Below are 18,305 nucleotides of genomic sequence, written 5' to 3'. Positions count from 1 at the left end.
GCTTTACCGCTGTTCGCCCTCAGGCGGAGCACAGACTCATTACACTAAATGATCAAACTGATTACTTACCGCCACAGGATCACGCATTAAACTAAACAGGGTTAAGTAAACTTTTTCTCCCTGGCGCGATCCGTACCTGCTGCACTGAGCTGTTCTTCCAGTGCTTCCAGAGTAATGCCTTTGGTTTCCGGCACTCTGGCGTAAATGAACCCCGCACCGGCCAGGCAAATGACGCCATACAACAGGAAACTGCCCGCTGCGCCCAATGCGGCATTCAGCAACGGGAAGCTATAGGTCAGGACAAAACAGGCCACCCACAGCGCAAAGGTGCCGGCGGCCATGGCTGCTCCGCGAATGCGATTGGGGAAGATTTCAGACAGCAGTACCCAGGTAACGGGGGCAAGCGTGACGGCATAGATAGCGATGGCCACCAACACCAGTAACAACACCGGCAGCCCCAGCAAACCATAGGCGTAAGCCGCCGCCATCAGCAGGTAGATCACCGTTAATCCACAGGCACCTATCAGCATCAGCCGGCGTCGGCCAATGCGATCCACCAGCGGTAAAGCCAGCAAGGTGAAGATCAGGTTGATCAACCCGGTGGCGACGATCGACTTCAACGTATCGTTAATATCGAACCCTGCCGACGCGAAGATCTCCTGCGCATAGTTAAAGATCACGTTGATACCGCACCACTGCTGAAATATCGCCAGCACAATGCCTATCACCAACACCGGCCGTACATCGCTGCGCAGCAGCGCACTGAGCGGCACCTTGCCGCTGTCCTTGTCCAGCGTTTGACGGATCTCCTTTAGCGTTTGCTGCGCATAGCTTTCATTGCCGATGCGTCGCAAGACCTTCTGCGCCTGCTCGTGGCGGCCGACCTTCGCCAGCCAGCGCGGCGACTCCGGCACTGCCAGCATCAGCAGCAGGAAGGCCAGCGCCGGTACCAGTTCGGCGCCAAACATATAACGCCAGCCAACCTGTCCGTTCCAGCTAGCCAACAACTCCGCCTGACCGGCATTGGCCGCCACCGGATCGGCGATCAGCAGGTTGATCAACTGCGCTGCCAATACCCCGATCACAATGGTCAATTGGTTCACCGCAACGAAGCGCCCCCGCTGTGCCGCCGGGCTGATTTCGGCGATATACACCGGCGACAGCGCCGAAGCCAGGCCAATGCCGACCCCGCCGACAATGCGGTAAATGATAAAGGCGTCAAAACTGGTGGCCACGGCGGTGCCCCAGGCCGAGATCACGAAGGTCAAGGCGGCAATCGCCAACGGCAGCTTGCGGCCAAAACGATCCGACAGCAGGCCCGAGATCACCGCGCCGAAAATACAGCCCACCAGCGCCGAACTCATCGCCCAGCCTGACTGGGCGGGATCGGTGATGCCAAAATAGGCCTCGTAGAAAGGCTTGGCCCCGCCTATGACCACCCAGTCGTAGCCGAATAACAGACCACCGCAAGCGGCGACCAGGCAGATAGTCCAGACATAGGGCATGTTCAGTTTATTCGTCACATTGGTCCCCTTTTGGGCATCAGTTGGCTAAAGTCTCGGCCAGCACGGTGAATAAACGCGCTTTGTCATGCGCAGGATTTATCGCCAGCAGCTCGCTTAACGTTTGCTGCGCTGCGGCTAACTGCCCTAACCCCAGCTGCGCCAAAGCCGTCACCAGCAGGCAGTGCTGTTGATGCGCCTGTTGCAGGTCATTGTCCAACGCCATCAAATCCGGCAGCGAAACGGCAAAGAAATCGGCGCCAGGCGACACTGCAGACTGCTGGCTTGCCCATTGCTGCATTTGGGTGAACTGCTGTTCGGCCTGTGTCGACTGCCCCAGTTGCTTGAGCGCCATGCCGCGATAGAACAAATAATCCACCGGTTGGTCGTTGTAGTAGCGGCTTTCAGCCAGTTCGCCGTGCCCCGCGCAGGCCTGTTGCCAGCAGGTGGCCGCTGCCTCGAGCTGGCCTTGTCGAGCAGCACAAATACCCAGCCAATAGTAGATATCGTTGTCGCTTTGCCCGGCCAGACGCCCTTCCCCCAGATTTTGCGGATAGTGCAACGCCGACTGCAGCAAATGCTGCGCCTGCTGCGGCGCTCCCTGTTGCAGCGCCTGGAATGCCAACCGTTGCAGATTGATCAGATACTGGCCGGTGACTTTGCCTTCACCACCTTCCCACGGGTGAAACTCACGCTGCTGCAGGATCCGTTGCGCGTCACTCAACCGATCGCACTGGTTGTAAAGGCTCAGCAATTCGGCGGTAAGGTCGTCACGCCGGGCCACTACCGGTAAATGTTGCTCCAACATCGCCAGCCGCTGAGCAGGTGCAGTACCGAGGCGTTTGTTCAGTTGATCCAGTTCAAACAGCAGCCGAGCGTCATCAGGTTGCAGAGCAAAGGCCTGCTGCAGATGCGCCAGCGCCACGTCATGCTGCTGGAGTTTATTGAAGGCGTAGATCCCCAGATTGCGCCAGGCGTCGGCAAACGTCGGCTCCCGCTCCACGCATTGCTGCCACAGCGCTACCGCCTGCGGGTAGTTGCGCTTGCTGTAATGGAAACAAGCCAACAGATACTGTGCAAAAACGCACTCCTGCAGTTGGCTTAGCATCTGCACTTCATTCAGGGTATTGGGGAAGCGCACCTGGTGGCCGAAGCCGTCGCGCGCCTGCGCCAACAGTTGCCGATATTCCCGGTCACTTACCGCGCCTTTGCGCAGGCTGGCCAACATATAGCGCGGCAAGGTTTCCTGGCTGTCCAACAGCGTCAGTAACTCAATCGCCTGCTCTTTGGCTCCCCATTCACAGAGTTGACCGGCAATGTTTAGCGCATTGATCCCACGGCAACCGGTCACCGACCGCAGCCGTTGTAAATCGGCCTCGGCGTGAGTTTGCGCATAGCGCAGGTAATACAGGCTGTAATGCAGCGGACGGGCGACAAGCTGGTCATCGATATAGTCCAGGCTCTGTGCCCCTTTCCCCAGGCGTTGCAACAGCAGCGCTTTCAGGGCGATCAGCGGATAATGGCTGGCGTTAACACTCAGGCTGCTTTCACAAAACGCCAGCGCCTGCTGATACTCCCCGCGCCGCGCCGCGACCCGTGCCAGACCATAGAAACCGCCCGGTTTACCGTTACCACTCCAGATGGCGCGGTAGAAATCCTCGTAGGCCGCGTCGTCGTTACCCAATTGTTCCTGTGCGCAGGCACGAATCAGGCTGGCTAACCCGCACTGTGGGTTGCGGTTAAGGTTATGGGCTCGTGTCAGCGCGTCATCCGCGTAGGCAATCGCGCGTTGGAAATTGGCGCGGTTATATTCCAGCGTGGCCAGAGCCAAATTGCAGCGGTAATCAAGAGGATCCAGCGTCAGACCCCGCTGGTAGTAATCGAACGCCGAACGGCTGGCATGGTGGTACTGCTCCAGATGCTGGCCGATAAACCAGGCTTCATCGGCGCTGACGATCTGTTCTGCCGCCAGTGGCGCTTTGGCGGGCTGCGGTAATTCGGTGCTTTCGCTCGCCTGATGCTGGCGATAGCTGAGTACGCTGCGGCCCTGGGCGTCCTGCAATTCAATCGTCAGGCGACCGGAGAAATCGCCGGTCATGGTCTCCAGCAGCGCCGCACCGGGGGTGAGATCAACGCGGAGGTCGAGCAGCAGCTGCTGATCGCTATCGCTGCGGATCACCAACCGGTGCTGCGCCAGCGGCGCGACCGCATACAACCCCCACACCAGTTGTCGCCCGTCGCTTTCCAGTTTTAGTGCGGCACGGGTGTTGGCGTTCTGCACCATGCCCAGGGTGTTGTAGGGCAGGAAATTCTGCACAAAGCATTTTTCTTCGTAGGCGTCGAGCCAGGTGAAATCCGGTTGGTTATCGGTGTAAACCCCGGTCATCAGCTCAATGTAAGGGCCGTTATTGTCGGTCAGATTGCGATCCCAGGCCTGGCCAAATTCGCCGTGGCCCCAGCTCCACTGTTTCTTGCCGGGCGACACATGGCGATCGGCGATGTGCAACAATCCGCCCTGCTCATCGTGGCTGTAAGCGCCTACAAAGTCATAGTCCGACTTATGCGCCATGTAAGACGTCGGTACCGGGATATTCTTGTAGCGCGAAATATCCACACCGGCCGAATAATCCACCTTGTAGTAGGTGCCGGTGGCAATAGGGAACGAAGAGACATCGCGCTTGCCATGGTCAAAAACGGCGGTCACATCCGGCGGGAATACGCTCTGGTGATCGTCTCCACCTTTCACCGCCGGGTTGGCCCACCACAGGAAATGGCGCGGCGTCGGGTTAGGGTTAAAAATCTTGGCGCTGATTTCAATCAGCGCGCGGTCAGGATACAGCGTGAAACCGGCCATCACCTGCAGCCCGCGCATCGGCTCCACCTCCCCCAGCCAGACGGTCTGCGCCCCGTTATCGTGCTGCTGGATCTGGCAGTCCACCGGCATATAGGTGGTCGGACGGTGGTGTTGCGGCCAGTTGAACTCGATCCCCCCTGAGATCCACGGCCCCAATAACCCCACCAGCGCCGGTTTCACTACCTCGTTGTGATAGACAAAATCGCGCTGCTGCACTTTGTCGTAAGCCCGATGAATACGCCCGCCCAGTTCCGGCAACAGCATCACGCGCAGGTAGTCGTTTTCCAGATATACCGCCTGATAGCAACGCAGAGATTTTTCACCACTCAGGGTGTCAATAACGCCATAGGGATAAACCGCACCGGACGATCCCTGATAGACGCGGTTTTCCAGGAACATCGGGTGCGAATCCTGCTCGCCCGTGCCGTAAGTGGGTAATTCAACCTGCTCTTGCCAAACCTTGACTGTCCCGTGCATGTTTTCCTCACTAAAAATACTGAAGGTTGCTTTTCAGGCAGTCTAAATGACAGAATCGGCTACTTTACGCGCTACCATCACGCAATACAGTAAACGGGGTTTAATGAATGGCATTGCAAGGGTTGAATAACCAACGGGTGCGCAATTTTAATAAACGGGTGCTGTGCGCGTTGCTGTATCGGGAAAAGGTGGCCAGTAAATCGACGCTGGCGCGGCTTTCACAGCTGTCTATTCCTGCCGTCGGCAAAATTCTCGATGAGCTGCAGGAAGAACGCCGGGTTGAACACGACCAGCAGAATTTGCACCGCCGCGGTTTGGGCGGCGGCAGTTACCGCATCGCTGCCTCTGAGCAACGGATCCTGTGCCTGAACGTGTCGCCCTATCTGATTGAAAGCATCGTGGTGGATGGCCTGATCACGCCGTGCAGCGTCTTCACGCCGCAACCAATCGTTGCCACCACGCCACAGGCGATGCTGCAGGAAATGGTGCAGATCTATCATCTGCACAGCCGACAACAGGGGATGCCGCTGAAAATAGCACTGTCGATCCACGGCCAGGTAAACCCGCTCACCGGGGTGTCGCAGCGCATGCCACAGGCCCCCTGGGAAGGCCCGGTGGAGATAAAATACCTGCTGGAAGAGCGCCTGAAGACCGAGGTCCTGCTGGATAACGACTGCGTGATGCTGGGGCTGGCAGAAAAGTGGCAAAATAACGCTAACGCGCAGGACTTCTGCGTGATTAACGTCGATTACGGCATCGGCTCGTCGTTCGTGATCAACCAGCAGATTTACCGGGGCAGCCTGTTCGGCAGCGGCCAGATTGGCCACACCATCGTCGATCCCGATGGTGGCCTGTGCTCCTGCGGCCGTTACGGCTGTCTGGAAACCATCGCATCACTGTCGGCACTGAAGAAAAAAGCGCGCATTCAGCTAAAAGTCACCCCCAGAGCGCAACACGAAGGCGAAAGGCTTAAAACCCCCACCACCGCCGAGCTGATCGCCCGTTATCATCAAGGGGACCCCGCGTTGCAAGTGTTGGTGCAACGCGCCGCCCAAGCGATTGGCCTTAGCCTGTATAACTTCCTTAACATCTTAAATATTAACCGTATTTATCTTTATGGCCGCAGCTGTGGCTTCGGTCAGGCCTGGCTGGAGACCATCATCAGCCAGACCGGGTTCAACCCCTTCGATCGTCACGATCAGATCCAGACTCAGGCCACGCATATCGGCTTTGGCCAACTCACGCGCGCGCAGCAGGTGATGGGTATTGGCTATCTGTATGTCGAACAGGCACTGACGGAGATGCTATGATGCCGACTTTTATCCCAGCAAAAACAATACGGAGCACCATGAAACCCACCCTACGACACTGGTCGCGCGCAGGCGTGATATGCCTGATGCTGATCCTGGCCGGTTGTTCCAGCAAAAAACCGCGTACCAGTTATGATGCTCATGCCTTTGACGACGCGATTGAGGATGCTGCGGATAAATACGATGTCGATCAAAAACTGATCGCTGCGATGATCAAGGTCGAGTCCGGTTTTAACCCGGCGGCAATCAGCCGCTCCAATGCTATCGGGTTGATGCAGTTGAAAGCCGACACCGCCGGCTGTGACGCCTATCGCTACAAAGGGAAACGTGGCTGTCCGGACGACGACGATCTGCTGGATCCGGATACCAATATCGACCTCGGCGCAGCCTATCTGGCCGTGTTGCAAAAACAGCAGCTTAAAGGCATCGACGATCCTGTCACGCTGCGTTATGCCACCATCATCGCCTACGTCAACGGCACCGGTGCGCTGCTGCGGACCTTCTCCAGCAACCGCCAGCAAGCCATTTCGATGATTAACAATCTGTCACCGGAAGCCTTTAACTGGCACGTGCGCAAGTATCATCCCGCCCCGCAGGCGCCGCGCCACTTGATGAAGGTAGAAGCGGCCTACGAGCAGCTCTGATTTTCAAAAGCAAAAAAGGAGAACCCGAGGGTTCTCCTTTTCATTTAAGCCAGTGCCGAGCCGTTATGGCTTGCCGTTACGAATCGGCTTGCGCGGCGGCTTGTTGGACGGCGTACGCTGACGGGTGATGTCGGTGTGCTTGGTCAGCGCCGGGCGGGTATGACGCTGCAAGCGCTTGGCTTCGCGCTGTTCGTCAATGCTCGGTGCCGGCACCAGACACTCGCGACGGCTGCCGATCAGGTGCTTCATGCCCATTTCTTCCAGGGCGGTGCGGATCATCGCCCAGTTGGCCGGGTCGTGGTAACGCAACAGCGCCTTGTGCAGGCGACGCTGACGATCGCCTTTCGGTATCACCACATCTTCACTCTTATAACCCACTCTGCTCAACGGGTTCTTGCCGCTGTAATACATGGTGGTGGAGTTTGCCATCGGTGACGGATAGAAGTTCTGTACCTGATCGAGACGGAAACGGTTTTTCTTCAGCCACAGCGCCAGATTCACCATATCCTCATCGCGGGTGCCCGGATGCGAGGAGATGAAATACGGGATCAGATACTGTTCTTTACCCGCCAGCTTGGAGTAATGGTCAAACAGCTGTTTAAACCGGTCGTAGCTGCCCATGCCCGGCTTCATCATTTTCGACAGCGGGCCTTCTTCGGTGTGTTCCGGCGCAATCTTCAGGTAGCCGCCAACGTGGTGGGTAGCCAGCTCTTTGATATAGCGCGGATCTTCCACCGCCAGATCGTAACGCACGCCAGAGGCGATCAGGATCTTCTTGATGCCTTCCAGCGAGCGCGCACGGCGATACAGCTTGATGGTCGGTTCGTGGTTGGTGTCCATGTAGGTGCAGATTTCCGGGTACACGCACGAGGCGCGGCGGCAGGTCTGCTCAGCGCGCGGGTTGGTACAGCGCAGCATGTACATGTTGGCGGTCGGGCCGCCCAAATCGGAGATCACACCGGTAAAGCCCGGTACTTTGTCACGAATTTCTTCGATCTCGCGAATAATGGAGTCTTCCGAACGGCTCTGGATGATGCGCCCTTCGTGCTCGGTGATCGAACAGAATGAACAGCCGCCATAGCAACCGCGCATGATGTTGACCGAGAAGCGGATCATGTCATAGGCAGGAATGGTTTCCTTACCGTAGGAAGGGTGCGGAATACGCTGGTACGGCAGGGCAAACACGCTGTCCATTTCCGGCGTGGTCAGCGGGATCGCCGGTGGGTTGATCCACACGTAACGGTCGCCGTGCGACTGCATCAGCGCACGGGCACAGCCAGGGTTGGTTTCATGGTGCAGAATGCGCGAAGTGTGCGCATACAGGACCTTGTCGGCCTTCACCTTTTCAAATGACGGCAGCAACACGTAGGTTTTTTCCCACGGCTTGGGCTTGGCGGCGCGCACGGTGACCGGTTTGGCCTCCGGCTCCGGTTTACCGCCGTCAGCACACGGCAGATCGTCGCCGTAAGGGTTCGGGATAGGCTCAATGCGGCCCGGCTTGTCCAGACGGGTAGAATCCACCCCGGTCCAGCCCGGCAACGCACCCTTGCGCATCACCGCGGTGTTGCGGATGTCGTGGATCTCGCTGATTTTCTCGCCCGCAGCCAGGCGGTGCGCCACTTCCACCAGCGGACGCTCGCCGTTGCCGTAAATCAGCATGTCAGCTTTGGAGTCCACCAACACCGAACGGCGTACGGTATCAGACCAGTAATCGTAGTGAGCGATACGACGCAGGCTGGCTTCGATGCCGCCCAGCACGATCGGCACGTCTTTATAGGCTTCTTTGCAGCGTTGACTGTAAACCAGCGTCGCGCGATCCGGACGTTTGCCGCCCACGTTGCCGGCGGTGTAGGCATCATCGTGACGCAGTTTGCGATCGGCGGTATAACGGTTGATCATCGAGTCCATGTTGCCGGCGGTGATGCCGAAGAACAGGTTCGGTTTGCCCAACCGCATGAAATCTTCTTTATTGCTCCAGTCCGGCTGCGCAATGATGCCGACGCGGAAGCCCTGCGCTTCCAACATGCGGCCGATGATCGCCATACCAAAACTCGGGTGGTCGACATAGGCGTCACCACTGATAATGATCACATCGCAGCTATCCCAGCCCAGTTGATCCATCTCTTCGCGCGACATCGGTAAAAATGGCGCGGTGCCATAACATTCGGCCCAATAAGGCTTATAGGAAAACAATTCACGATCGGGTTGGATCAGGCTGGTAGTGCTCATTCTGGTGCTCTTTCACAGGTTAATTAATCGCCGGGCGGCGATTATACGCACTAGTGACAAAAAGAGCATGGTTATTTCACGCCTTCACCACAGCATCTCGGGCTTCCCTCTCGACTCCACGCGCCTGCGCGGTCATCATAGCGCATTCTGTTCGGCCCACCGGCCGACAGCGGAGGAGATCAATGAGTGAGTTTTTAGCAGTAAAACCGATTCTGGCCCTGGGCAGCGCGATCGTTGAGGTGACGCTGACGCAGGAGCAAAAAATAGGTGGCTGCGCGTTTAATGTTGCGCGGGCGCTCAAGCGCCTGCAGGTCCCGGTGCTCAACGGTATGCCGGTCGGCAATGGAATATGGGGCGCGGCGATTGAAGCCGAGATGGAAAGTTTAGGCCTGCAGGTGCTGCTGCGCCATGGCCAGATGGACAACGGCCGCCGTCTGACACAGATGCAACCCAGCGGCGAGTCGCTGTCGGTGATCGAGCCCGGCTGCGAAACCCAGTGGAATAAAGCCCAGTTGGGCACGCTGCCCCTGAGCGAAGACACGCTGATTTACATCAGCGGCGAGCAGTTGGCCGGAGAAAGCGGCGAGGCGGTACGTGAATGGTTAACACGCTTGCCGTTTGACCAGTGGCGGCTGATTGATCCCGGTCCGGGCATCGCTCAATTGGATGAAGATTTCTTTGCCATGCTCAGCGACAGCCACACCCTGCTGACGCTGAACCGAAATGAAGTGGGCACGCTCTGCGGCGCAGGCGATGCGCTCACTCTGGCCCAGCAGTTTGCTGCCGCGCACAATATCACGCTGATCTGTCGGTTGGATTGCGATGGCGTCTGGATTTGCCGTGGCGACACCCCGCCGCTCCAGATAGCGGCCTATCCGGTGAACGTCGTCGACACTCTGGGTGCGGGCGACGCCCACTGCGCCGGCCTGCTGGCCGGGCTCTCCGCCGGTTGGCCATTGCCGCAAGCGGTCGATCTGGCTAACCGCGTGGCCGCCTGCGTGGTAACAACCCAAGGTGCAAGCGACGGGCCAGACTGGCAACAGCTGCAACAGCGTTTCCCCGACGTTTGACGCCTAATGGGCGCGGTTTGCGCGCCCCTCTTCTTTTTCTAATGCGCTCGCTCTACCGGCCCGACATATTCTTCCGGCCGGTGCTGATAGTTGAAGGTCAGCGCAAAAATGATCCCCAGCACCAACGTATACAGCGCGAAGATTAACCAGATGCTCTGCCAATCTTTGACGCCGTCGTGGGTGAAGAAATCCACCACTTCGCCGCTGGCTATCGCCCCCAGATACGCGCCGATACCGTTGACCATGGTCATGAATAGCCCCTGCGCACTGGCGCGGATGCGGCTATCGGCCTCTTTCTCAACGAAGATGGCCCCGGAGATATTAAAGAAATCAAAGGCACAGCCGTAAACGATCATCGACAGCAGCAACAGCACAAAGCCGAAACCAACCGGGGTGCCATAGGCCAGGAACAGGAAGCGCAGCGTCCAGGCCGCCATGCTGATCAGCATCACCTGTTTGATACCGTATCGACGCAGGAAGAACGGAATGGTGAGGATAAAGAACACCTCGGATATTTGTGACAACGACAACAGCACCGCCGGGTATCGGACGCTTATGCTGTCCTGATACAGCGGGTTGCTCGCGAAATCATGCAGGAAGGGATTGCCGAAGGTGTTGGTGATCTGCAGTGCCGCGCCCAACAGCATGGCAAACAGGAAAAACAGCGCCATACGCCGCTGGCGAAACAGCACCAACGCGTCCAGCCCCAGCACGCTGAACCAGCTTTTCGATTTTTCGACTTTGCTGGTCGGGCAATTCGGCAGCGTCAGAGAATAGCAGGCCAGCAACAGTGACATGGCAGAAGCCAGATACAGCTGCATATTGCTCAGCTCAATTCTGCTAAAGCCGATTAGCCACATCGCCACAATAAAGCCCAGGGTGCCGTACACCCGCACCGGGGGGAAATCTTTCACCGTGTCGTAACCGTGCTTTTCCAGGCAGAAATAGGCAATGGCGTTGGAAAGCGAAATGGTCGGCATATACACCATGGCGTTGAACAACATGACCCAGAACATTACCATCGGCTGCTCAACCTGGGCGGCGCAATACAGCGCAAGCGCACCGAACAGATGACAGAGCGCGTACAGGTAATTGGCCCTGATCCAGCGGTCGGCAAGAATGCCCGCCAGCCCCGGCATAATCAGCGCCGCGACGCCTTTGGCGCTGTACACCATGCCCACCTGCAATCCGCTGAAATGCAGGGTATTAATCATGTAAGATCCCAGCGTAACCAGCCAGGCACCCCAAATAAAAAACTGCAGAAAAACCATTACCTTCAGTCGCGTTTTTATTGCCATCACCATCACCTTATTATTTTGATTAAAACGATGATTCACGCGGCCAGGCCCCTGCACCTCGCCGCGGGGGAATTTGCAGCGTTACCGAGTTTTGAAGAACTCACGGATCAGGCGCATAAAGTCTTCTGCCGCCAGGGCCGCGCAGCTCAGCGTTTGCTCGTGGGACAGTGGCGTATCGGACAGCCCTTCGGCGTAGTTGGTCATCGCCGAAACCACCAGTACTTTCAGCCCGCAATGGCGCGCCGAGAGCACTTCCGGCACGATGGACATACCGACCACGTCGCACCCCAGCGTTTGCATCATGCGAATTTCAGCCGGGGTTTCGAAATTGGGCCCGGTGTAAGCGGCAAACACCCCTTCCGCCAGCGGAATACCCACGCGCTGGGCCACCTGCGTCAGTTGAGCACGCAAATCGCGATCGTAGGCATTGGCCAGGCTGAAAAAGCGCGGACCGAAACGCTCGTCGTTATCGCCAACCAACGGCGACTCGGGCATAAAGTTGATGTGATCGGTGAGGGCCACCAGGCTGCCCGGCGACACCGACTGGCGCAACGAACCGGCGGCGTTGGTCGCCAGCAGGAATTCGCAGCCCAACAGTTTGAAGGTGCGCACGGCAGTGGTCATCACCTGCATACCGCGCCCTTCGTAGTAATGACCGCGTCCTTTCATGCACACGACAGGAACACCTTCCAGCCAGCCGGCAACCAACTGGCCGGCATGCCCCACCACGCTGCTGACCGGGAAACCCGGCAGTTCGGCGTAGTCGATGGTCAGGGTGTCGGTCATCACCTCCGCCAACGCCCCCAAGCCGGAGCCCAGAATCAAAGCCGCTCGCGGTTGGAAGCCCGGCAGGCGGGCGCGGATAGTTTCAGCACAGGAAAAAGCATCTTCTTGATTAAACATAGTATTCTCATCTGTGGAAGGGTGAAATAATCCCCATAGTAGAGAGCGATGCGCACCGGCGACCAATACATTATTGGCGGCTGATTTATTCCATTCACCTATAAATTGCTCGCATCAGGAGGCCATCATCAACCTAAAGCAGCCACAGCAACTGCCGGATCCCAGCCGGATTAACTTCCGCCTGCTGCACTATTTTCGCGTGGTGGCGGAAGAGATGAACTTCACCCAGGCCGCACTGCGGCTGAACATCTCCCAACCCCCGCTCAGCAAACACATCAAAGAGCTGGAGAGCCAACTGGGCGTAGAGCTGTTCAAACGCACCACCCGCTCGATGGCGCTGACGCTGGCGGGCCGAACCTTGTTTCACAACGTCGAGATGCTATTGGATCAGGCGGGTAATGCACTCAATCAGGTGCAGCAATTGGGGCGTGGCGAAGCGGGCCATATGGTGATTGGCATGGTCGGCACATCGGTGTGGGGTGGGCTGATACCGGCGCTGAAGCGCTTTACCGAACAAACGGCCAACGTCACCTGGGCGTTGAACGAACTGACACCCGGCCAGCAAATAACGGCGCTGCAAAAACGTCATATTGATATCGGCGTGTGGCGAGAAGCCAAGGAACAGATATTACCGGGGCTGGCATGCCAACTGCTGGCACGGGAGAACATTGCGCTGGTGCTACCGCTCGATCACCCGCTGGCACAGGCGGAAAGCCTGCCGCTGGCGGCACTGCGGCATGAAAAATTCATCGTGCTGCCGCCTCATGAGGCCAGTCTGGGGCTATATCTGCACAACCTGTGTTTGCAGCAGGGGTTCAAACCGGATATCGCCTATCAGGTCAACGAACCGCAAACCCTGATGGCGCTGGTGGCCGAAGGCTATGGCATCACGCTGTTGCCGGACAGCTACGGCCGCATTCCGTGGCCCGGCGTGCGTTTTTGCCCGCTGCAGCAGGCACCGTCAGCGGATTTGTACGCCATTTACCATGCCGACAGCGCGACGCCGGTGGTGCAGGCCTTTCTGGCGATGTTGGGTACGGCAGCTTAGCGCCGTACCCAGCGGGTTTAGAGTGCAGGCTGCACCATAAACTGGCCTGCGCTGCCGCGATCTGCCATTTCCAGCGTCTGGCTGTAGTAGAGGAACGGGAAATGTTCTGAGGTGGACTGATTGAAGTAAACCAACAGCTCAACGTCTCCGTCGATCCACACCGTGTCTTTCCAACCGCGATCTTCCGCCATTGGCTGCGCACCGTTAACGCGCTTGACCAGGAACTGTACGCCCTGAATGTGGAACGCCTGCGGGGTATCCGCATGGATATTCCAGCGCTCCCAACTCCCCTGCTGAGTTTGCACATCGATGCGGTTCATGTCCCAGATCGCCCCGTTGATCCCGGCCTGGCTGTCGCCCAAACGGAACTCGCGGGTGCGGCTGACGCTGCCGTCCAACAGTTGATCGGCCAACAAGCGCATCGGCAGGTTATCGGTCACCAACGGCAACAGCCCGGTCGGTTTCAGCGTCAGCACCTGGGTAGAGACCAGGATGCTCGAAGGTTCAAACAAGCCGCGCAGGCGATCCATAATGCCTGCCGCTTCGCCGGCGGTGATCGTCACCTCATCGCCTTTTGACATGTCGATCAACACTTCACGACGTTCGCCCGGTGCCAGCGAAAGCTGCTGTACCGCGACCGGCGCAGGCAAGAAGCCCTGATCGCTGGCGATCACGTTGAGCGGTCGGCCGTCACTCAGTTGCAGCATGTAGCGACGCGAGTTGGAAGCATTAAGCAGGCGCAGGCGCACCCAACCGCGGGAGACTTCGATATAAGGATTTTGTACGCCGTTAACCAACAGCGTATCGCCGACAAAGCCCCCCTGCGACGGCGGGTCATATTCCGGCGTGCCGAAGTTATCGAGGCGCTTGTCCTGAATGATTAGCGGGAAGTCATCTACGCCATAGTGATTCGGCAAAGGCAGCGATTTGCTGACCTCGTCTTCGACCAGCCACAGCCCGGTCAAGCCATTGTAAACATGCGGCGCCATGCGGTTCGGGGTGCTGGCGTGATACCAGCAGGTGGCCGCATTCTGGCGGATCGGCAGCACCGGCGACCAGTCAACGTTGGGAGACATCATGCGCGGCGCGCCCCCCATCAACGTACCCGGCACTTGCAGGCCGCTGATGGTCATCGCCACCGGCTCCGGCAGGCGGTTGCTGTAAATCAGCTTTACGTCATCACCGTTGTAAACCCGCACCGTCGGCCCAAGGTACATGCCGTTGATGCCCCACACCGACGCCTTGCGGTTATCCATAAATGCCCAGTGGGCACGCTGTAAGGTTAAAAACAGCGGTTGCCCACGGCGGGATTCCAGCAACGGGGGGACAGGTAACGGGGTCTGCGTTCCGCTCGCCTCAGCCCTCAGCGGCACGGCTCCCGCGCACAGCGCCAAGCCCGATGCCTGAATAAACTGACGTCGACTGAGTGACATATTTTCTCCATGAAAAGCAATGACTAAACCGTGTGCAAAGACCGGGCCCCTGTTAATCAGATTAGCAGGAGCCCCGGCGTTAACGGCATTTGGCGCCGTTTAAAAGTTCATTCTTTGAAGCCGGTAGGAATATTATTTTCCGGCGGCATTGCGCTGGGCGACTTCCGCATCCAGCTCGGCGATTTTCGCCAGCATCAGCTCATGGCAATGGGCCGCCAGCTCACGCACATTTTCTCTACCGTAGCCGCTGATATCGACCGGCTCCAACATTTCGACAATCGCATGACCATTATTCCAACGGTTAAGATTAATTTTACCGCTGGTGGTGGAAACGCAGATGGGCACAATCGGCACCCCGGCGGCGATTGCCGCATGGAATGCGCCGGTTTTAAACGGCATCAGCCCGCGCCCGCGGCTGCGGGTGCCTTCAGGAAACATCCAGATCGAAATGTCGCGTTTTTTAAACTGTTCGGCGACCTGTGCAATGGTGCCGTGCGCTTTGGCGCGGTTATCACGGTCAATCAGCAGGTTACCGGTCAGCCAATACAGTGGACCAAAGAACGGCACCCACAGCAGGCTCTTTTTACCCACGGTCACGGTACGCGGCTGCACCGCTTTGGCGGCGGTCACCATATCGTAGTTATTCTGGTGGTTGGCGATATAAATGCAGTTGCCATTTTTGGCCGCATCGGCCGGTACGCGGACTTCCACCTTCAAACCGAATAACCCGGAAAGGCGGCCAAACAGATGACCGAAGGTCGCCACATGGCGAGGATCGCGCGGGCTGAACAAACAGTAAATAGAACCGAAGATGCACACCAAAATACAATACAGAGTGGCAAGAATGGCACGCAAAATTAATAACATAACAACCTCATTAGCACACTGCCGACACAGCCTGAAACGCTGCGCAGGTCCCTTTTTCACTTCATACTTGAAGCTGCATCGGTGTTGGCTGCGTCCGCGCACCCCAGTCACTTAGTTTACTAAGCTCCCAGGGATTTACGGCCTTGCCGCCTTGATGCAACTCCAATTATTTTGGGTAAACTCATTCTTTGATTGCAGGGGCTGAAAACCTGCCCTGCATTTTTTTGCTATTTTCCCGCCAGCCGGCGATACGCACAATAATTTTATGCAGAGAAATGTTAACTATTTGAAAATAATTGCCGGTTGCGTGAAAAAAAGCGGGCGCAATATGCTGCGCCCGCTTGTTATTCCCTCAGGGTTACTCTTCGCTGTCGCCCGTCGGCGCTCGTGCAGGGGCGTCGATCTCTACGCGATCGATACGCTGCAGGCCACGTGGCAGTGAGGTGCCTTTACGGCCCCGCTCCGCACGGAACTTCTGCAAATCTTCCGGACGCAGCGTCAGCTTGCGTTTACCCACATGCAGCGTCACAGAGGTCTGCGGCGGCAACACGAACAGCCATGTCAGCTTGTCTTCACCGGAGGCGGCCTGCGCCGACGGGATAGAGACGATCTTGTTACCTTTGCCCTTCGACAGCTGAGGCAGATCGGCAACCGGGAACAGCAGCATGCGACCGGCTGCGGTGATCGACAGCAGCATATCGTCGTCACCGTGGATCTCCATCGGCGCCAGCGCTTTGGCGTTGTCCGGCAGAGTAATCATCGCCTTGCCGGCACGGTTGCGTGCCACCAAATCGTTGAAGGTACAAACGAAGCCGTAGCCGGCGTCGGAAGCCATCAGCAGTTTTTGGTCGTCCGCCGCCATCAGCACCTGCTCAATGGTGGCGCCAGGCGGTGGCGTCAGCTTACCGGTCAGCGGCTCGCCCTGCCCGCGTGCCGAAGGCAGCGTCAGCGGATCAAGCGCGTAGCTGCGTCCGGTGGAGTCGATAAACACCACCGGCTGGTTGGTTTTGCCGCGCGCCGCGCTGCGGAAGCTGTCGCCCGCCTTGTAGCTCAGGCCGCTTGGGTCGATATCGTGGCCCTTGGCGCTGCGCACCCAGCCCATTTCAGACAGCACAATGGTCACCGGCTCTGAAGGTACGAAGTCGTGCTCACTCATCGCCTTGGCTTCCGAACGCTCGGTAATCGGCGAGCGGCGATCGTCGCCGTAGGCCAATGCATCGGCCTGGATCTCTTTCTTGATCAGAGTGTTCAGCTTGCGCTCGGAGGCCAGCAGCGCCTGCAGTTGATCGCGCTCTTTGGCCAGTTCGTCCTGCTCACCGCGGATCTTGAACTCTTCCAGCTTCGCCAAATGGCGAAGTTTCAGTTCGAGGATGGCTTCGGCCTGAGTGTCTGAAATACCAAAACGCGCCATCAGCACCGGCTTGGGTTCGTCCTCAGTACGGATGATGTTGATCACTTCATCGATATTGAGGAACGCCACCAGCAAACCTTCGAGGATGTGCAGGCGTTTCAGCACTTTTTCCAGGCGGTAATTCAGGCGACGGCGTACCGTATCGCGACGGAACGCCAGCCACTCGGTCAGGATTTCTACCAACCCCTTGACCTGCGGGCGGTTGTCCAGACCGATCATGTTCATGTTGATGCGGTAGCTGCGTTCCAGATCGGTGGTCGCAAACAGGTGGTTCATCACCTGTTCCAAATCGATACGGTTGGAACGTGGCACGATCACCAGCCGCGTTGGGTTCTCGTGATCGGATTCATCACGCAGATCTTCAACCATCGGCAGCTTTTTGGCGCGCATCTGGCTTGCAATCTGCTCCAGCACCTTGGCGCCGGAAACCTGGTGCGGCAAGGCGGTAATCACCGCGCTGCCGTCTTCTTTCTTCCAAACGGCGCGCATACGCACTGAACCGCGGCCATTTTGATAGATTTTGCGAATTTCGTCGCGCGGCGTGATGATCTCGGCTTCAGTCGGGAAGTCCGGCCCCTGCACGAACTCGAGCAGGTCTTCAAGCGAAGCGCCCGGCCGCTCGAGCAGCTCCACCGCAGCGGCAGCCACTTCACGCACGTTGTGCGGAGGGATATCGGTCGCCATGCCCACGGCAATGCCGGTGGTGCCGTTCAGCAGAATGTTGGGCAGACGTGCCGGCAACATCTTCGGTTCTTGCATAGTGCCGTCAAAGTTCGGCACCCAGTCAACGGTGCCCTGACCCAGCTCGGCCAACAACACTTCCGCATATTTGGACAGGCGCGATTCGGTATAACGCATCGCGGCGAAGGATTTCGGATCGTCCGGCGCACCCCAGTTCCCCTGGCCGTCTACCAGCGGATAGCGATAAGAGAATGGCTGCGCCATCAATACCATAGCTTCATAACAGGCGCTGTCGCCGTGCGGATGGTATTTACCCAGCACATCACCGACGGTACGGGCGGATTTTTTGAATTTGGCGCTGTTGCTCAGCCCCAGTTCCGACATGGCGTAGATGATGCGGCGTTGTACCGGCTTCAAACCGTCACCGATGTACGGCAACGCCCGATCCATGATGACGTACATGGAATAGTTCAGATAGGCGTTTTCAGTGAATGTGTGCAGCGGTAAACGCTCTACACCGTCATGAGTCAGATCACTCATTACTCAATTATCCTCAGACCGTGGCTTGGCAATCCCTG

12 protein-coding genes are annotated in these 18,305 nt (G+C 57.8%); 4 read left to right on the top strand and 8 right to left on the bottom strand.

Annotation, left to right across the window (positions count from 1 at the left end):
- Positions 1-101 precede the first annotated feature (101 nt).
- Both ACMGG1_RS02540 and ACMGG1_RS02535 read right to left on the bottom strand, forming a co-directional pair.
- Positions 102-1,523 carry a sugar porter family MFS transporter gene (locus ACMGG1_RS02540; RefSeq protein WP_020828670.1) on the bottom strand — a complete coding sequence of 474 codons (1,422 nt, stop codon included), beginning with the start codon at positions 1,521-1,523 and terminating at the stop codon, positions 102-104.
- A 19-nt stretch (positions 1,524-1,542) separates the two neighbouring features.
- Complete coding sequence (locus tag ACMGG1_RS02535) at positions 1,543-4,833, bottom strand: DUF5107 domain-containing protein (protein ID WP_400826865.1); 3,291 nt, start codon at positions 4,831-4,833, stop codon at positions 1,543-1,545.
- Positions 4,834-4,940: 107 nt separating this feature from the next.
- Between ACMGG1_RS02535 and ACMGG1_RS02530 the strand changes: the two genes are divergently transcribed.
- Both ACMGG1_RS02530 and ACMGG1_RS02525 read left to right on the top strand, forming a co-directional pair.
- Complete coding sequence (locus tag ACMGG1_RS02530) at positions 4,941-6,143, top strand: ROK family protein (RefSeq protein WP_259218482.1); 1,203 nt, start codon at positions 4,941-4,943, stop codon at positions 6,141-6,143.
- Between the two features lie 38 nt (positions 6,144-6,181).
- Positions 6,182-6,787, top strand: a complete 606-nt coding sequence (locus ACMGG1_RS02525) for a transglycosylase SLT domain-containing protein (RefSeq protein ID WP_041414972.1) — start codon at positions 6,182-6,184, stop codon at positions 6,785-6,787.
- Positions 6,788-6,850: 63 nt separating this feature from the next.
- Here the strand turns inward: ACMGG1_RS02525 and ACMGG1_RS02520 are convergent, their stop codons facing one another.
- Positions 6,851-9,016: a YgiQ family radical SAM protein gene (locus ACMGG1_RS02520; protein WP_020828674.1), complete on the bottom strand. Its 2,166-nt coding sequence runs from the start codon at positions 9,014-9,016 to the stop codon at positions 6,851-6,853.
- Between the two features lie 182 nt (positions 9,017-9,198).
- On the opposite strand from ACMGG1_RS02520, the gene ACMGG1_RS02515 reads away from it, so the two are divergent.
- Complete coding sequence (locus ACMGG1_RS02515) at positions 9,199-10,086, top strand: PfkB family carbohydrate kinase (protein ID WP_400826862.1); 888 nt, start codon at positions 9,199-9,201, stop codon at positions 10,084-10,086.
- 38 nt (positions 10,087-10,124) lie between these two features.
- On the opposite strand, the gene ACMGG1_RS02510 is transcribed toward ACMGG1_RS02515, so the two are convergent.
- Positions 10,125-11,384 (bottom strand): nucleoside permease, encoded by a 1,260-nt coding sequence (locus tag ACMGG1_RS02510; RefSeq protein ID WP_262244685.1) that lies wholly within the window; start codon positions 11,382-11,384, stop codon positions 10,125-10,127.
- A gap of 81 nt (positions 11,385-11,465) precedes the next feature.
- Positions 11,466-12,287, bottom strand: a complete 822-nt coding sequence (gene xapA / locus ACMGG1_RS02505; protein WP_262244684.1) for a xanthosine phosphorylase — start codon at positions 12,285-12,287, stop codon at positions 11,466-11,468.
- Positions 12,288-12,438: 151 nt separating this feature from the next.
- Between xapA and ACMGG1_RS02500 the strand changes: the two genes are divergently transcribed.
- Complete coding sequence (locus ACMGG1_RS02500) at positions 12,439-13,335, top strand: LysR family transcriptional regulator (protein WP_400826939.1); 897 nt, start codon at positions 12,439-12,441, stop codon at positions 13,333-13,335.
- A 17-nt stretch (positions 13,336-13,352) separates the two neighbouring features.
- Here ACMGG1_RS02500 and ftsP read toward each other — a convergent pair whose 3' ends face one another.
- The 3 genes from ftsP to parC all read right to left on the bottom strand — a co-directional run bounded on the left by ftsP (position 13,353) and on the right by parC (position 18,267).
- On the bottom strand, positions 13,353-14,768 hold the full coding sequence (gene ftsP, locus ACMGG1_RS02495; RefSeq protein ID WP_020828679.1) for a cell division protein FtsP: 1,416 nt from the start codon (positions 14,766-14,768) through the stop codon (positions 13,353-13,355).
- 132 nt (positions 14,769-14,900) lie between these two features.
- A complete protein-coding gene (locus ACMGG1_RS02490) occupies positions 14,901-15,635 on the bottom strand; it encodes a 1-acylglycerol-3-phosphate O-acyltransferase (RefSeq protein ID WP_020828680.1) in 735 nt (244 codons plus the stop codon).
- 358 nt (positions 15,636-15,993) lie between these two features.
- On the bottom strand, positions 15,994-18,267 hold the full coding sequence (gene parC / locus ACMGG1_RS02485; RefSeq protein ID WP_020828681.1) for a DNA topoisomerase IV subunit A: 2,274 nt from the start codon (positions 18,265-18,267) through the stop codon (positions 15,994-15,996).
- Positions 18,268-18,305: the final 38 nt, after the last annotated feature.

Origin of the sequence: Serratia sp. BNK-12, assembly GCF_047456085.1 — a bacterium.
In the GTDB taxonomy this organism is placed as follows: Bacteria; Pseudomonadota; Gammaproteobacteria; order Enterobacterales; family Enterobacteriaceae; genus Serratia; species Serratia liquefaciens.
The sequence above is the reverse complement of the archived record's forward strand: the minus strand, read 5'-3'. Positions and strand labels throughout refer to the sequence as shown.

Coding starts and splice junctions, on each gene's coding strand:
- ACMGG1_RS02535 (WP_400826865.1), bottom strand. CDS start 4,833: ATGCACGGGACAGTCAAGGTTTGGCAAGAGCAGGTTGAATTACCCACT.
- ACMGG1_RS02530 (WP_259218482.1), top strand. CDS start 4,941: ATGGCATTGCAAGGGTTGAATAACCAACGGGTGCGCAATTTTAATAAA.
- ACMGG1_RS02525 (WP_041414972.1), top strand. CDS start 6,182: ATGAAACCCACCCTACGACACTGGTCGCGCGCAGGCGTGATATGCCTG.
- ACMGG1_RS02520 (WP_020828674.1), bottom strand. CDS start 9,016: ATGAGCACTACCAGCCTGATCCAACCCGATCGTGAATTGTTTTCCTAT.
- ACMGG1_RS02515 (WP_400826862.1), top strand. CDS start 9,199: ATGAGTGAGTTTTTAGCAGTAAAACCGATTCTGGCCCTGGGCAGCGCG.
- ACMGG1_RS02510 (WP_262244685.1), bottom strand. CDS start 11,384: ATGGCAATAAAAACGCGACTGAAGGTAATGGTTTTTCTGCAGTTTTTT.
- xapA (WP_262244684.1), bottom strand. CDS start 12,287: ATGTTTAATCAAGAAGATGCTTTTTCCTGTGCTGAAACTATCCGCGCC.
- ftsP (WP_020828679.1), bottom strand. CDS start 14,768: ATGTCACTCAGTCGACGTCAGTTTATTCAGGCATCGGGCTTGGCGCTG.
- ACMGG1_RS02490 (WP_020828680.1), bottom strand. CDS start 15,635: ATGTTATTAATTTTGCGTGCCATTCTTGCCACTCTGTATTGTATTTTG.
- parC (WP_020828681.1), bottom strand. CDS start 18,267: ATGAGTGATCTGACTCATGACGGTGTAGAGCGTTTACCGCTGCACACA.